The organism is Patescibacteria group bacterium (assembly GCA_018817715.1).
Classification (GTDB): Bacteria; Patescibacteriota; Patescibacteriia; order Veblenbacterales; family UBA10138; genus JAHITT01.
The window spans coordinates 58,197-72,390 of sequence record JAHITT010000001.1 but is presented as its reverse complement, the minus strand read 5'-3'; the positions used below and the strand labels follow the sequence as shown (position 1 = coordinate 72,390).

16 protein-coding genes are annotated in these 14,194 nt (G+C 37.6%); 14 read left to right on the top strand and 2 right to left on the bottom strand.

What is annotated here, in order from left to right; all coding sequences use genetic code 11:
* Positions 1–2: 2 nt before the first annotated feature.
* The 5 genes from KKC17_00405 to KKC17_00385 all read left to right on the top strand — a co-directional run bounded on the left by KKC17_00405 (position 3) and on the right by KKC17_00385 (position 4,112).
* Entirely contained in the window at positions 3–356 is a 354-nt protein-coding gene (locus KKC17_00405) for a DUF2304 domain-containing protein (GenBank protein MBU1038690.1), read from the top strand.
* Positions 357–375: 19 nt separating this feature from the next.
* A complete protein-coding gene (locus tag KKC17_00400) occupies positions 376–1,425 on the top strand; it encodes a glycosyltransferase family 2 protein (protein ID MBU1038689.1) in 1,050 nt (349 codons plus the stop codon).
* A gap of 11 nt (positions 1,426–1,436) precedes the next feature.
* Positions 1,437–2,561 carry a glycosyltransferase family 4 protein gene (locus tag KKC17_00395; GenBank protein MBU1038688.1) on the top strand — a complete coding sequence of 375 codons (1,125 nt, stop codon included), beginning with the start codon at positions 1,437–1,439 and terminating at the stop codon, positions 2,559–2,561.
* On the top strand, positions 2,558–3,760 hold the full coding sequence (locus KKC17_00390) for a glycosyltransferase (protein ID MBU1038687.1): 1,203 nt from the start codon (positions 2,558–2,560) through the stop codon (positions 3,758–3,760). Before KKC17_00395 ends, KKC17_00390 begins: the two co-directional genes overlap by 4 nt.
* A gap of 124 nt (positions 3,761–3,884) precedes the next feature.
* Positions 3,885–4,112 (top strand): hypothetical protein, encoded by a 228-nt coding sequence (locus KKC17_00385; protein ID MBU1038686.1) that lies wholly within the window; start codon positions 3,885–3,887, stop codon positions 4,110–4,112.
* A 133-nt stretch (positions 4,113–4,245) separates the two neighbouring features.
* On the opposite strand, the gene KKC17_00380 is transcribed toward KKC17_00385, so the two are convergent.
* On the bottom strand, positions 4,246–6,261 hold the full coding sequence (locus KKC17_00380; GenBank protein MBU1038685.1) for a hypothetical protein: 2,016 nt from the start codon (positions 6,259–6,261) through the stop codon (positions 4,246–4,248).
* Positions 6,262–6,396: 135 nt separating this feature from the next.
* On the opposite strand from KKC17_00380, the gene KKC17_00375 reads away from it, so the two are divergent.
* From KKC17_00375 to KKC17_00335, 9 genes are all read left to right on the top strand, one after another.
* Positions 6,397–8,013, top strand: a complete 1,617-nt coding sequence (locus tag KKC17_00375; GenBank protein ID MBU1038684.1) for a glycosyltransferase family 39 protein — start codon at positions 6,397–6,399, stop codon at positions 8,011–8,013.
* Positions 8,010–8,540 carry a hypothetical protein gene (locus tag KKC17_00370; GenBank protein ID MBU1038683.1) on the top strand — a complete coding sequence of 177 codons (531 nt, stop codon included), beginning with the start codon at positions 8,010–8,012 and terminating at the stop codon, positions 8,538–8,540. The genes KKC17_00375 and KKC17_00370 overlap by 4 nt, the downstream gene beginning before the upstream one ends.
* Positions 8,537–8,824 (top strand): hypothetical protein, encoded by a 288-nt coding sequence (locus KKC17_00365; protein ID MBU1038682.1) that lies wholly within the window; start codon positions 8,537–8,539, stop codon positions 8,822–8,824. The genes KKC17_00370 and KKC17_00365 overlap by 4 nt, the downstream gene beginning before the upstream one ends.
* Before the next feature lie 5 nt (positions 8,825–8,829).
* Positions 8,830–9,312: a WbuC family cupin fold metalloprotein gene (locus KKC17_00360; protein ID MBU1038681.1), complete on the top strand. Its 483-nt coding sequence runs from the start codon at positions 8,830–8,832 to the stop codon at positions 9,310–9,312.
* Between the two features lie 94 nt (positions 9,313–9,406).
* Positions 9,407–9,820, top strand: a complete 414-nt coding sequence (locus KKC17_00355) for an HIT family protein (GenBank protein MBU1038680.1) — start codon at positions 9,407–9,409, stop codon at positions 9,818–9,820.
* Between the two features lie 4 nt (positions 9,821–9,824).
* Positions 9,825–10,829, top strand: coding sequence for a dTDP-glucose 4,6-dehydratase (rfbB, locus tag KKC17_00350; GenBank protein ID MBU1038679.1), 1,005 nt, complete (start codon positions 9,825–9,827; stop codon positions 10,827–10,829).
* A gap of 10 nt (positions 10,830–10,839) precedes the next feature.
* A complete protein-coding gene (locus tag KKC17_00345; protein MBU1038678.1) occupies positions 10,840–11,241 on the top strand; it encodes an FdtA/QdtA family cupin domain-containing protein in 402 nt (133 codons plus the stop codon).
* Positions 11,210–12,085 (top strand): dTDP-4-dehydrorhamnose reductase, encoded by an 876-nt coding sequence (gene rfbD, locus KKC17_00340; GenBank protein MBU1038677.1) that lies wholly within the window; start codon positions 11,210–11,212, stop codon positions 12,083–12,085. The genes KKC17_00345 and rfbD overlap by 32 nt, the downstream gene beginning before the upstream one ends.
* On the top strand, positions 12,082–12,798 hold the full coding sequence (locus KKC17_00335) for an NTP transferase domain-containing protein (protein ID MBU1038676.1): 717 nt from the start codon (positions 12,082–12,084) through the stop codon (positions 12,796–12,798). Before rfbD ends, KKC17_00335 begins: the two co-directional genes overlap by 4 nt.
* Here the strand turns inward: KKC17_00335 and KKC17_00330 are convergent.
* Entirely contained in the window at positions 12,755–14,149 is a 1,395-nt protein-coding gene (locus tag KKC17_00330; protein MBU1038675.1) for a WD40 repeat domain-containing protein, read from the bottom strand. The genes KKC17_00335 and KKC17_00330 overlap by 44 nt on opposite strands.
* Positions 14,150–14,194 lie beyond the last annotated feature (45 nt).

The window sequence follows — 14,194 nt, the reverse complement described above, 5'->3', positions numbered from 1 at the left end:
TTATGACTTTAATACAAATTATATTATTATTGTTGGTGTTGTTGGCTATTCGCCGTTTGTACATAAGGTTTAGCAATCGTGATATTGGCAAAGGGGAGTTTAGTGCTTGGCTGTTGCTGTGGCTGGCCGCTTTGTTGGTGATAGCTTTACCGCAAACCGCTTCTTATTTGGCTTTGTGGGTGGGTGTTGGTCGGGGTAGCGATTTGGTGGTTTATTTGGCTGTGCTGATTTTATTTTATTTGGTGTTTAAAATGGTGGTGCGCTTAGAAAAAATTGAACAGCAGTTAACAATAATTGTCCGTTCTTTAGCTAAACCCAAAACTTCAGCCAAGGAAACAGAAGAGGTTGATGGTTAATTAAGTTTAGATAATTTTTATGAAGGTTGGTATTGTAATAGTTACTTATCAGGCAAAAAAGTGGCTGGACATTAGTTTGGCTTCTTGTTTTAGTTACGCGCCCGGGGTGCCCGTTTATGTAGTGGATAATGCTTCCACAGACGGTACGGTTGATAGTATTAAGCAATCTTACCCTTTAGTTAAGCTAATTCAATCGCCCGTGAATTTAGGTTTTGCCGCTGGCAATAATTTAGGTCTTGAACAAGCTTTGCAAGACGGCAGGGAAGCTGTTTTATTGCTTAATCAGGATGCTGCTCTAACGGCTGGGGCCATAGCTAAGTTAGTTGAGGTTTTGCAGGCGGATATTTCAATCGGAGCGGTTCAGGCTGGTTTATATTTGCCTAACGGTTTAGTTAATTCTTTGGGTAATTGTTTCCATTATTTAGGTTTGGCTTATGCTGGTGGCAATGGTTTAAATAAGATTGAAGCGGATGAGCAATTACCTTGGTTAAAAAAAGATTTAAATATACCTTATTTTTCCGGGGCCGGTGTTATGTTGCGGACGGCTACTTTGTGCCAGGTTGGTTTGTTGGATGAGGAATTATTTATGTACCACGAAGATTTGGAATTATCTTTACGCTTTTTAGTAAGTGGTTGGAAGATAAAAGTAGAACCGACCGCTCGGATAATTCATCATTACCAAGCCAATCGCTCCTTAAAGCAGTTTTATTATATGGAGCGTAATCGCTGGTTGGTTTGGTTTAGTTATTTTAAGGTACCGACTTTAATGATTTTGGCTGTACCTTGGTTTTTTAGTGAAGTTTTGTTGTTGGCTATGTCTTTTTGGCAAGGTTGGTGGCGACAAAAATTAAAAGCTTATTGGTATTGCTTAAACCGACCAGCTCAAGAGGGTATAATTAATCGTCGGCGCCGGCTTAAAAAATTAAAAATAATAAGCGATCGGCAAATTTTATCCCAGGCCACCAGTCAGATTGCTTTTCAGGGGGGCAATGATTTTTTAACAGCTTATATTTTTAATCCAGTTAGTGCGGCTGTGTGGCGAGTGGTATATTTTTTAATAAGATGGTAAATAATAGACTTATGAAACCGACAGTAGTTCAATTGACTTGCGTGTATCCACCTTATGGTGGAGGTATTGGTCGAGTAGCTTATGATTATGCTGCTTGGCTAAGGACTAATTACCAAGTTACTGTTTTTACCCCGCGTTATAAAAAAAATCAAACTTTTGTAAATTTACCCGCGGTAACTATTAAAGCCCCGCCACCACTTTTAAGTGTAGGGAAGGCGGCCATTATGCCTACCTGGTTTAATTGGTTAAAAAACTTTGAGATTGTTCATTTGCATTATCCTTGGTTTGGTTTGCAGGAAATTTTGCCGTGGTTACCTAAAACCAGCAAGTTAGTTATCAGTTACCATATGAAGCCCACAGCTTCAGGTTTTAAGGGTTGGTTGTTTAAGCAGGATAGCAGATTATGGGAAAAAAAATTATTAACCAGAGCCGATGCCTTAATTTGTTCCACTAAAGATTATTTAACCGAGGTTGTTAACCCACCTTCAGTCACCACCGCCAAGTGGCATATTTTACCTTTTGCCCCAGCTGAACAGTTTAAGCCTAAAGAACCTAATATAAATTTAAGAAACAGTTTGGGTATACACCAAGCAGAAGCTGTAATTTTATTCGTGGGCACTTTGGATAAGGCTCATTATTTTAAGGGGTTACCAATTTTGCTTAAGGCTGCCCAGCAATTAAACAGAGCCTTTAAAATTTTGATTGTTGGTGGTGGTCGGCAGGATTTTTTTAAAAAAATGGTTAAGGAGCTTAGTTTAGAAGATAGGGTAATTTTTACTGGTTTTGTATCAGATAAACAGTTGCCTGATTATTATAATTTAGCTGAGATAGTAGTTTTCCCTTCACTTAATCAATCAGAATCCTTTGGTTTGGTGGCTTTGCAGGCCCTAGCTTGCGCTAAGCCAGTGGTGGCTTCCAAATTGCCAGGGGTACAGTCTTTAGTGCAAACTGGAGTTAATGGTTTGTTAGTGCCAGCTAAGCAACCCAATAGTTTAGCCTTTGCTTTAGACAGTTTATTAGCCGCGCCTAAGTTAGCTAAGGAGTATGGTTTAAATGGTTTAAAATTAGTAGAAAAAAATTATAGTGCTAGTCAAATTAGCCTTAAGTTAAATGAATTGTATCAAAGTCTGTTATGAAAATAAGTATTTTAACCAATTTGTATCCGCCGTTTACTCGAGGTGGGGCTGAATATTTAACTCATCAATTGGCTGGGCAGTTGGTAAAATTAGGGCATCAGGTGAGTGTAGTTACCACAGCGCCTGGCAAGGCTCGCGGTTGGAATAAATTTGAAACCAACGAGGAGGCTGGTATAAAAGTGAATCGATTTACCCCTTTTAATTTTTATTATTATTTGAATGGTCAATCTAAACCTTGGTTGTTACGTTTAGCTTGGCAAATAGTTAATTTATGGTCGCCACGCGTTAAAACTATTTTGCTTAATTATTTTAGGTCCTATAAACCGGATTTGGTTATTAGCTCTAATTTAATGGGTTTAGGTTTTGGGGCGGTTAAGGCTATTCGACAAGCTGGTCTTGGGCATGTGCATATTTTGCATGATGTTCAGTTATTGCAGCCTTCTGGTTTATTTTTTTGGAATAAGAAGCAGGATAATTTTTTGGAAAAAATTTATCAAAGATTTACCAAGAGGATTTTTAAGTCGGTTGGGGCTGTAGTGTCACCATCTGTTTGGTTATTAAGGGAACACGAAACTAGGGGATTTTTTAATAGATCAGTTAGATTAGTAGTGCCCAACCCAGTACCCAACTTAGCTGTTAACCAACTAGCTGGCCAACAAACAGGTAAAGAATTGTTGTATGTTGGGCAGGCTGCCGAATATAAGGGAGTTTTTTGGCTGATTAATACTTTAAAAAATTCTAATTTAAAAGATTGGCGGTTGCGTTTAATACTATGGACTGATAAAAAAAGTCGGCAAAAAATAGACCAGTTAATAGGGCAAGATAGTAGGTTTGTGGTTAATGTTGGCTTAAACCAGCAGACGGTGGATGATTATATGGCCCAAGCTTATTTAACCATTATGCCTTCTTTATGTTGCGAGAATTATCCAACAGTTATTGTTAAATCTTTGGCTTTGGGCCGGCCGGTTTTGGCTACAGCTACTGGTGGGGTGCCGGAAATTCTTCGCCATAATTTTAATGGCTGGTTATTTAATCCTGGTGATGAGTTTGGTTTTTTGGCTATTTTAGAAAAACTATTGTTAACGGAAAATTTGGTTAATCAAGCTGGTTTAAAAGCTAAACAAAATCCTGAAGTTTTAAGCTTAGAAGACTATGCTCGGCGTTTACTACAGTTGTTAAATAGTCGAAATTTGGCTTAAAATTAGCTTAAATTAGACCCTTTAGACTTAAGGATTTGTACCTTGGGTTAATTTGTGTTATTTTAAGGTCAATTTGGGTAAAAATAGTTATTTAAAAAAATAAAATAAAACTTTGGGAGGTTTTATGTCAAAAGTAAATTGGCCAAAAAGTAATGAACTAAAAATTGAAGGACTGAATGTTAATGGCTTAAATGATTGCACCATTTCTGTAATCAAAAAGGGAGGTGTTTATAAAATAGTTATTAGTAATTGCAAAGTTAAGCCAGTGGAAATGAAAGTTAATTATGACGAGGAGTCAAAACAAATTTATATAATTGGTCAGATGGATGGCCAAACTATAGTAATAAATTAATTAATATTCGGATGGATTTTAATAATATCCATCCTTTGTTTTTTTAGTCAGTTTGTCATCCTGCGGGGAAAAGTGTCCAGGTGGACATTTTTCCCCGCAAAGAAGTTAATTTGGAATGATGAATTATTTTAACTTAAAACTGGTAATAATATATAGCAATCGTACCGTTGTTAATAAGCCAGGTTTCGTTAGCCTCTTTGGCGGCCACTTCGTTTAATTGGTCAAAGTTGGCCCAGTAGCGATTAAGTATTAAATAAACTTTATTAAGATTGGTTAAGTCGGCTGCTGATTTAATAGTTAATCTGTCGGGCTGACTGTATTGGCTGGCTTGAAGATAGGTTTGATATAAAGGGTTGGTACCGGTGGGTAGTGGATAAAAATAGTGTTCATTATAATAACGGCTAAAACCAAAGGTTTGGACAGCGGCGGCGGCTACTGCCTGGTTACTTAAGACTACATAGTCATTATTTTTTTCTAAGTCGTTTATCAACTTAACAGCTTTAACATCTCTAGGGGTAGTGGGGTAAGCAGTGTCTTTTTGATAAAGATCAAATCGGGGATAATTTAAATACCAACTAGCTGTTAATAATAAAGCTAAACCTAAAACCATAGGCAGGGTTCTAAAGGTTTTTTGTACTAGGAAATTTAGTAGCCAATTAGCACCTAATAAAACCAGTGGCCATAAAGTTAATAAAGCTAAGTGCCACAAGCGGAGGTTATAAAAATTTTGTTCATTATCTGGCAGGCTGTTAAAGTGGAAAAATAATTTAAGTATTAAATAACTTAAAGTTAAAGATAAAACTGGCCAAATAAAAACTTGTTGGTCAGTTTTATTTAGACGATTTAAACCATAACCCAGGAGTGCCAAGCCCACCATAGTTAAACTTAAAGGCAATCCCCATAGGTAGACTGTATCCAATATATTAAGAGCATAAGGTATTTGGGGTAAGTTTTGTTGTAGAGTAACGTAAAGTTCATTCAAGTTTTTTAAGGGATTACTTAAAGTTAAATTTAATAAATTTGGTTTAATAAAATTTAAAAAAATAAAAGATAGCGGTACGGCTAAACTTAACCAAGCCATCGCTAGCCACTTAATTATTGGGCCACGATTATTAAAAATTTTCCAAAGTACCAAACCGAGCAAAGGTAAGCCGATTATGGGATGGGTTACCAGAGCGCTTAAGGCGAACAAACTAGCCAGCCATAGGCTAGTTGTGGTTGGTTGGTTGGGAAATATTAAAAAAATGACCAATAAAGCCCATAAATAACTAAGAGCCAGGGGAGTAGTTATAGTAAAAAGAGGTAAGGTTAAAAGTAGGGGTACTAAATAAATATAATTAGTTGAGAGCTTAATTTGATTTTTAAAACCATTAAGCAAGGCCGGCCAGGTTAAGCCGGCTAATAAAGGTATTAACCAAAGATCTAGTTGGTTAAGGTGGATTTTTAAAAAATCAGCCAATAGAACTTCCAACCCATATTGTCCTAGATAATAAAAAGGTTTGGGCGAAATAGTATGATTAAGTTGTAACAGTTGGGCTGTGGCCTGGTGGATGATCGGATCAAAAGCATAACCCAAGGGAAAAATTATCGGCAGTAAAGACAGGCTCAGCCAATAAAAGGGTATAAGCCAAAAAACATTACAGCGCCGGTTAATCAAAATAGTTAGTCCGGCTAGAAAAAAATAAACTAAAAAAAACCAATTTGGTATAGTTTGCCAAGGTGACCGCCAAGCTTCATCAGTTCTGAATTGCCAAAGCAATCCGGCGGCGATTATTAAGGCGATAATATAAAAAATAACCAGCCAATTATTTTTAGTATTAGACCAGCTTATTTTTAAATTTTGAAAATTAAGGGGTTGGTTTTGGCCCAGCCAAGGTAGTAAAGTAAATAAGACCAAAGCGAATAGTGGTTTAAACAAATTAATATAAAAAACCAGAGCACCGCTTAAACTAATAAAAGCTAAAATAGCCAAACCGCCCATAATTAGACGTTCTAAATTTGTGCCATTTTTTAAACGATTGCCCCATAACCAGGCGTTAACCACCAAATAAATTAAACCGCCTAATAAGTTTATTAGCGGCCAGTTTAAATAATAAGCGATTAAGGCCAAGCCTAATCCTAAAAGGCTGACTAAACTTTTTATTAACATAGTTTTATTGTAGCATTTAGGGTTAAAACAATCACGGTTTAACAGTTAAGTAAGCCGGTTTTTGGTTTTAAGGGGCTTAGGGTAGTGGTTTTGTTAAACCGTGCTAGTTTGCTAGAGTCTTGTTATAATAATTTTATGCCTTTTCAGACTGGTTTGTTGAAGGAAAAATTATCAACTAAAGAAATTATTGGCTTAATAATTTCCAGTAGTCTTATTTTTTTACTGTATTCAAGTTTTAGTTGGGGCTTGCCAGGACGTTTTAATTCACCAGACGAGGCCGCTAATGCTTTTTGGGCTAAGCGTTTGGCTGTGGGACAAAGTTTAAAAATAGACAGCCCTTTAAATAAAATTGCTCAAAGTCCGATAGTTCATCCTCGGAGCACCAAAGTAATTAACGGGCAATTGCAGCCAGTTAGTTTTTTGGGTTTACCTCTAATGGCCGGCGGTTTGGCTAAAGTTTTTGGTCCGGCGATTTTGCCTTGGTTAACGCCTTTATTGGCGGCTGTAAGTTTAGCGGCTTGGTATTTAATCTTACGTCGTTTGTTTAACCAGCAGACTGCTTTGGTAGGTTGGATTTTATTAGCTTTTTTACCAGCCGGTTGGTATTATCAGTCGCGATCATTTTTTCATAATGGACCCTTTTTTAGTTTGCTTATTTTGGCTTGGTGGTTAAGTCTTGGGGCCTTAGAAAAAAAGTCTTGGGTAAGAGCTGGTTTAAGTGGTTTATTGGCTGGTTTGGCTATAACTTTTCGCAGTTCAGAAGTATTTTGGTTGTTGGTAGTCGGCGGTTTGTGGTTTTATAGTTATCGTCAGCAATGGGATTGGCGTTTTATAACAGCTTTTTTAATTGGTGGTTTGGTTGGTTTTAGTCCGGTGGTGGTGGCTAACTTAATAATTTACGGACAGCCTTTGGCCATAGCTTATCCAACAGCCAGTGTAGTTAAGGCAGTTGGTTTACAACAAACAGTTTCTTTATTAGGGCAGTTACTATTGCCTTTTGGTTGGCACCCTAAAGTTATTTTAAGCACAGTTGGTAATTATTTGATTGGGTTGCAATGGTGGTGGTTTAGTTTAGCTGTAGTGGGTTGGTTGTGGTTAATCAGAAATTTAAAAATGTTTAGCCGTCAGCAAAAAAATGTTTTTATTATGACTGGTTTGGTGTTTGTTTGGCTGATAATTTTGTATGGTAGTTGGTTGTTTAATGATAATCCTGATCCGCAAGCGGTAACTATTGGTACGTCTTATGTTCGTTATTGGTTGCCCGGTTACGCCTTAGCCTTAATACCAGCCAGTTTAGCTTTGGCTAATTGGTTAAAAAAGGGTCAAGGGCCAAAATACGCAGTTTGGTTAGGGTTGGTCTTTTATGTAGTTTGGTCAGCTTATTTAGTTGTTTGGTCTGAACCGGAAGGTTTGCTGAGAATTAGGTCAAATATTAAGGATTTTGCTAAAGTTAGTCAGGCGGTTCAAGAATTAACACCAGTTAATAGTGTTATTGTTAGCGGTCGAACTGATAAATTTTTTTGGCCAGAGCGGGAAGTTATTGTGGATTTAGTTAGTGATAGTGATTATCAAGCCATTAAGAATCTTTTGGTGGCTGGTTGGCCGGTTTATCAGTTTCATCCCTCTTGGCCTCAGGACACTTTGTTTTATTTAAATACCGACAAGTTAAAAAAATACAATTTAACCATAACTTTAGTGAAAGACGGTTGGTCTGGTTTTAGTTTATATCAATTTAGTTCACTTGGCTTATGAGGACGCCGACTTATTTAAGATGGCTGGTGCCACTAGTATTTTTGCTTTATTTGGCTGGACAAAATTTGTTTAGCCAGGCCAGTTTATCTTTTGACAGCTGGTTATTAAATCGTCAGCCAGCAGTAGGTATTTTATTACCGGCCGGCCGAGTAACCAGAGTGGAGGAGGGATTAAAAGTTAAACAAGAGCCCTTGTATTTGGATATAAAAATACCACCCCGAGCTCAGGCGGTTAAGTTAAAACTGTTGGTAAAGGGTCAGGCTGAGGTAACTATTGGTTCGCGTCAGGTTGGCGAGTGGTCTTGGCAATGGTGGCCACAGACTAAAATAGAACAAGGGGACGAAGTCATTTATTTGATAGTAGCCGAACCGATTGGACAACTAGCACCGGATTATAGTTGGCGTTTTATTTTGTCGATTAAAGATATGCCGGCCGAAGATTTAATAATAAAAAAAGTCCAAGTGGAAATAGTAAGAAATAATTTTTCCAAGGGTTGGCTTAAAAGCAGATTATTTTTTTGGTTATGATTAATTTATCAATATTAGATTATCGAGTTAGTAAATTAATCCGTCGGTGGTTAGGCGAATTATCTTTGGGATTATTAGGTGCTTGGTGGTTAATGTGGCTTTTAGAATTAGTTAGGCCGGGCGGGGTAAGTTTGTACCTTGACCTTAATTTGATTTTAGTGTTAGCTCTAATAGCTTGGCTAATTGGTCAGCCGGTAAAACAGGGGAATAAATTAGCTTATTACAGCCAATTAATTCTATCTGTTATAATAATAAGTGTTTTAATAGTTAGGCTAATTAAGTAAGTCTTATGTCTTTTAAACTGCTAGACGACAATTTAATAAACGAAATAGCGGCGGCAGCTCAGAATTCAGCCAGGCGGCGCAGTTTATACACTTTTCATCAAGATAATGATGATAAGATTCATCGTTTACTTAATGTAATTCAACCAGATTCTTACGTCCGTCCGCACAAACATCAATCGCCGGACAAGGTGGAAGTGATGGTTGTTTTACAGGGTAAATTAGCTATGGTGGAGTTTGCCGAAGACGGTCGGCCAGCTAGCCAGATTATTTTAACAGCCAAGGTTAGTCCCTATGTTTTGGAAATAGAGTCGAATACTTGGCATATGTCAATTGCTTTAGAGGCTGATACAGCCGTTTATATAGTTACTGAAGGACCTTGGCAACCAGCTACTCATAAAATTATGGCGCCTTGGTCGCCAGAAGAACAGGACACTGTAGCTGCCCAAAAATATTTAGCCGGTTTAAGACAGGAGCTGATGTTGTATTAGATAAAATTCTAAACATTAAAAATGTTTAATTTCAAATATCAAACAACAAACCAATATTTAAATTATTTAGGATTTCGGATTTAATGAATTTATTATGGATTGTATTTTTTGTAAAATAGTAAATAAAGAATTGCCAGCTTGGCTAGTGGCGGAAACTGAAGATTATTTGGCTTTTTTAGATATTAAACCAGTTCAACCGGGCCACACCTTGGTAATACCCAAAAAACATTATGAGGATTTATTAAGTTTGCCCGAGGAATCAGCGGTTGGTTTAATAAAGTTTGCTAAAATTGTGGCTAAAGCAGTGGTTAAAGGTACAGCTAGTTCGGGTTTTAATTTAACTTTGAATAATGGCGTTACGGCCGGACAAGTTATAAACCATTGTCACTTTCATATTATTCCTCGGTTAGCTCATGACCAGTTGCCAGCTTGGCCGCATAAGGATTATCAGATTAACCAGGCGGAAGATTTATCAGTCAAGATAGCAGCTTATTTTAAAGAATTATAACATTATGAAAATATTAGTAACCGGCGGCGCTGGGTTTATTGGTTCAAATTTTATAAATTATATTTTGGACAAGTATCCGAATTATACAGTGATTAATTTGGATAAATTAACGTATGCTGGCAATTTAGACAATTTACTCAAGGTGGCTAATAATCCGCGTTATAGTTTTGTTCAGGGTGATATTGCCGACCCAATTAAAGTGGTTGAAGTATTAGGTCAGGGCGTAGAAGCGATAATTAATTTTGCCGCCGAAACTCACGTGGATCGTAGTATTCATTTGGGCGCCCGAGACTTTGTTTTGACTAATGCGTTGGGTGTGCAGACTTTATTGGATGCTACGCGTCAGTTTAAAATAAAAAAAATAGTTCAAATTTCCACGGATGAAGTGTATGGTTCTTTGGAGTTGAACGACGGACAATATTTTACCGAAGACACCGCTTTTCAGCCTAATGTGCCTTACGCGGCCGCTAAAGCGGCTGGTGATTTGCTATGCCGAGCGGCTTGGAAAACTTTTGCCTTGCCGGTGGTGGTAAGCCATTGTTCTAATAATTATGGGCCTTATCAATTTCCGGAAAAATTAATTCCGTTTTTTATTACTCGGGCTAGCCAGAATTTACCCTTGCCTTTGTACGGCGACGGGCTTAACGTACGTGATTGGTTGTATGTTAGGGATCACTGTACAGCTATTGACGCCATGTTGCATAAGGGTGTGCCCGGCCAAGTTTATAATATTGGCGGACATAATGAAATGTCTAATTTAGACATAGCTAAAATAATTTTAAAGCAACTTAATAAATCGGAAGATTTAATAACTTTTGTGAAAGATCGACCGGGTCACGATCGACGTTATGCTATTGATGCTTCCAAAATTGCTCAAGAGCTTGATTGGCGGCCGGCTTATGATTTTACCAAGGCCATTAAAGAAACAGTTGATTGGTATTTAAATAATCAAGAGTGGGTTAAAAATTTATTGGCCAGGCAGTCGGCTTTTAATGAGCATTTAAAATAATAGGAGTTTTATGGGCTTGTTTAAAAAAATAATTTTACCTATCCACAAAAATGAACGATTCAGTTTAATACCACTGGAGGTTAAAGAGCGCTTGGATTTTACAGTAGAGCGGGTTTACGCCTTACTTAAGGCTAGTCAGCCGACCGGTTCTCATTGTCACAAAGTGGAGAAAGAGTGTTTTATTTGTTTAGTTGGTCAGGTAACAGCTGTTATTGATAGTAACGGTTTGGGTTGCCAAGAAGTAATTTTAAAAACCGGGGAAGCTATTTACGTAGGTAACTATGTTTGGCATCATTTTAAAGATTTTTCTCAAGATTGCGTGCTAATGGCTTTATCATCCACTAATTATGATTCAGCGCGCCAGGATTATATAAACGATTATGCAGAATTTGTTAAACAAGCCAAACGATAAAGTTTTATTACTGGGTGTTTTAGGTATGTTGGGCAGTGATTTGGCCTTAGTTTTGGCTGATTTACCTGGTTTAGTTTTGTGGGATAAGGAACAGATTGATGTTACTAATCAGGCTGAAGTTTTATTAAAAATTAAAGAGCTTAAACCAAAGATTATTATTAACGCCACTGGTTATACCGATGTTTTAGGTGCCGAAGACAATCATACAGCAGCTGATAGTTTAAATGACCGAGCCGTTGGTTATTTGGCCGACAGCGCTAAATTATTAGATGCTTGGTTAGTGCATTTTTCCACAGAATACGTGTTTGATGGTTTAACCGAGGCGGCTGGTTATGATGAGTCAGCCAGACCTAAACCTTTAAATTATTATGGCCAAAGTAAAATGGCTGGTGAAAAGCATATTTTAAATTATCAAAATGGTTTTTTGATTAGAACTTCTTGGTTGTATGGGCGGACGCCTCAACGGGGCAAGCCTAGAGGTTTGAATTTTATAGCCACTATTTTACAAAAAGCTCAACAACAAAAAAATCTTCAGGTGGTTAATGATCAATTTGGTAAACCAACCTACACAGTGGATTTGGCTAACGCTGTGCGCAAGTTACTAAGTAATGGTTATGAGCCGGGTATTTATCATTTGGTAAATGAGCAAGCAACTAGTTGGTATGAATTAGCTAGAGAAATTGGACGGTTACGGGGTTTAAAAAATTCTTTACAACCGGTGGCCTCGGCTGATTATCCAGATCTAGTGGTTCGGCCCAAAAAAGCTATTTTACTTAATACTAAGTTTCCGCACTTGCGCCCTTGGCAAGAAGCGGTTAAAGAATATTTACAAACAACTTTATGAAAGGAATAATTTTAGCCGGCGGTGAAGGTAGTAGATTAAAGCCTTTAACAACCGTAACCAGTAAGCAATTATTACCCATCTATAACAAGCCGATGATTATGTATCCCTTGGAAACTTTGTTGAAAGCGGGGATTAAGGAGATTTTGATTATTGTTTCACCAGAACACGCTGGAGATTTTTTGCATTTATTAGGTTCGGGTCGGCAATTTGGCGCTAAGTTTACTTACGAAATACAAGACAGACCTGAAGGTTTATCCCAAGCTTTTGTGATTGGTGCTGATTTTATCGGTCAGGACAATGTTACTATGATTTTGGGGGATAATATTTTTCAGGATGATTTTAGTCAGGCTATTAAATCTTTTACTGGCGGTGGGCATATTTTTGCCAAAGAAGTAACCGATCCGGAACGGTTTGGTGTGGTAAAATTTGACGAGCAAAAAAAAGCCACGGTTATACAAGAAAAACCCCAGGAATTTTTATCCAACTATGCCATTACTGGTTTATATATCTATGATAATCGAGTGGTGGAAGTAGCTAAAAATCTTAAACCATCGGCGCGGGGTGAGTTGGAAATAACTGATTTGCACAATTGGTATTTACAGCGCGGTGAATTAATAGTTGATACAGTAACTGGTGAATGGATAGATGCCGGTACTTTTGATTCTTTGCTTAAGGCCAACGTATTAGCTGCCGGTTATCGCTTAGCGAACTAGGATCAACGGTTAGCTGGTTTAGCCCAGCTTCTGTTAAGAGAATTATATTTTTATTTTTGGGGTCCAGATAAATATCCTGGACTTCATTTTTAAGTTCGCTTAATAACCAACGTTGTTGAGTGTCCCTAGTATCTGTTTCCAAAGCCCAGATTTCTTGGCCAGCGGCTACAATTAAATAGGGTTCTTGGTTAAAGTAGCGTCCTAAAGAAAAGGCCGAACCTAAACGCAGGAGCAAGTTTAATTTATTATCGGTTATTTGATAGTCCCAAATTTCGAAATTATTGGTCAAAAGCAAACTTTGGCCATCAGGGGACCAATCTAAAGAATTAACTTCGGGTAGTCGTCTAATGGGTATAAGTTCGGTTAAAGGCGAGTGTAGTAAATAAAGGATGTGGCGGTCTAGATCAAATAAAGGTAACCAGCCACTAGGTTGATTAGCTGGTAAGAATTTTAAATTGCTGGACAAGGTGGGGGGATCGTCAAATAAAACTACTTGTAAGTTAGATAAGTTAAGGGCTTTTAGGGCTAAGCTTTGATTACTTCTTAAACTGAGGGCAAAAATTAAATTGTCATGCACGCGAAAATCACTTATAGCTTCACGCCAGATAAGTTTTTTACTGCCGTTTTTATAATTAAAAGAATAAAGTTCGTTGTCGGTTGAGATAAAAACTAAGTCTTCATCATCGCCCCAGTGTAATTGTTTGGGATTTAAATCGACTGGCAAATTAAGGCTGCGCCAGGCACTGTCGCTTAAAGAATAAATTTGCCAGCTTAATTGGCCGTTGTTGGATTGTTGGGTCAAAAAATGTCGGCTAGAGGGCGACCATTCTAAATTTTTAAAAGATAAACCAGCTTGACGCTTTAACAAAGCAGTTTGCCCGCTGGCTAAATTTAACAGCCATAAGCCACTATTTAAGCCTTTGGGAATTTGGTACAGTAGATTTTCTTTATTGGGTGATAGTAAGGCGTTATTAATTTGCCCGCTGGTAATTGGCTGGCTGTCGGTTTGGTTGGGCCACAATCTAACTTGGCCGGTAAAAGTTACTAAAGCTGGTTGGACTTTTAGTTTTTTTTGCCAAGATTGAAAACCGTCTCGAGTTAGTTTAACTAGATAATCCTGGGGATGTAGCGATTGGACAGTAACTGGTGTTTGGTGGGGAGTTATTTGGTCATTTATAAACAGGTCAGCTTTCAGAGGTAGAGAGTCGGCCATTAAAGCGCCAATCCTTTCCAAACGGTTATTGGTGAAATCGTAGCGGTAGCCTTGCAGATAAAATAGTAGACCAAAAGCCGCTAGAAAAAAAATAAGAAAAAATCCTAAATAAATAAAGCGGCGCCAAAATAAATTCATAAAATAAAACTAGAAGGTTGAAATGCTATCAATAATAAGCTAAAC

Bases quoted from the DNA above. Each gene is read 5' to 3' on its own strand.
- KKC17_00405 (MBU1038690.1), top strand. From the start codon at position 3: ATGACTTTAATACAAATTATATTATTATTGTTGGTGTTGTTGGCTATT.
- KKC17_00400 (MBU1038689.1), top strand. From the start codon at position 376: ATGAAGGTTGGTATTGTAATAGTTACTTATCAGGCAAAAAAGTGGCTG.
- KKC17_00395 (MBU1038688.1), top strand. From the start codon at position 1,437: ATGAAACCGACAGTAGTTCAATTGACTTGCGTGTATCCACCTTATGGT.
- KKC17_00390 (MBU1038687.1), top strand. From the start codon at position 2,558: ATGAAAATAAGTATTTTAACCAATTTGTATCCGCCGTTTACTCGAGGT.
- KKC17_00385 (MBU1038686.1), top strand. From the start codon at position 3,885: ATGTCAAAAGTAAATTGGCCAAAAAGTAATGAACTAAAAATTGAAGGA.
- KKC17_00380 (MBU1038685.1), bottom strand. From the start codon at position 6,261: ATGTTAATAAAAAGTTTAGTCAGCCTTTTAGGATTAGGCTTGGCCTTA.
- KKC17_00375 (MBU1038684.1), top strand. From the start codon at position 6,397: ATGCCTTTTCAGACTGGTTTGTTGAAGGAAAAATTATCAACTAAAGAA.
- KKC17_00370 (MBU1038683.1), top strand. From the start codon at position 8,010: ATGAGGACGCCGACTTATTTAAGATGGCTGGTGCCACTAGTATTTTTG.
- KKC17_00365 (MBU1038682.1), top strand. From the start codon at position 8,537: ATGATTAATTTATCAATATTAGATTATCGAGTTAGTAAATTAATCCGT.
- KKC17_00360 (MBU1038681.1), top strand. From the start codon at position 8,830: ATGTCTTTTAAACTGCTAGACGACAATTTAATAAACGAAATAGCGGCG.
- KKC17_00355 (MBU1038680.1), top strand. From the start codon at position 9,407: ATGGATTGTATTTTTTGTAAAATAGTAAATAAAGAATTGCCAGCTTGG.
- rfbB (MBU1038679.1), top strand. From the start codon at position 9,825: ATGAAAATATTAGTAACCGGCGGCGCTGGGTTTATTGGTTCAAATTTT.
- KKC17_00345 (MBU1038678.1), top strand. From the start codon at position 10,840: ATGGGCTTGTTTAAAAAAATAATTTTACCTATCCACAAAAATGAACGA.
- rfbD (MBU1038677.1), top strand. From the start codon at position 11,210: ATGCAGAATTTGTTAAACAAGCCAAACGATAAAGTTTTATTACTGGGT.
- KKC17_00335 (MBU1038676.1), top strand. From the start codon at position 12,082: ATGAAAGGAATAATTTTAGCCGGCGGTGAAGGTAGTAGATTAAAGCCT.
- KKC17_00330 (MBU1038675.1), bottom strand. From the start codon at position 14,149: ATGAATTTATTTTGGCGCCGCTTTATTTATTTAGGATTTTTTCTTATT.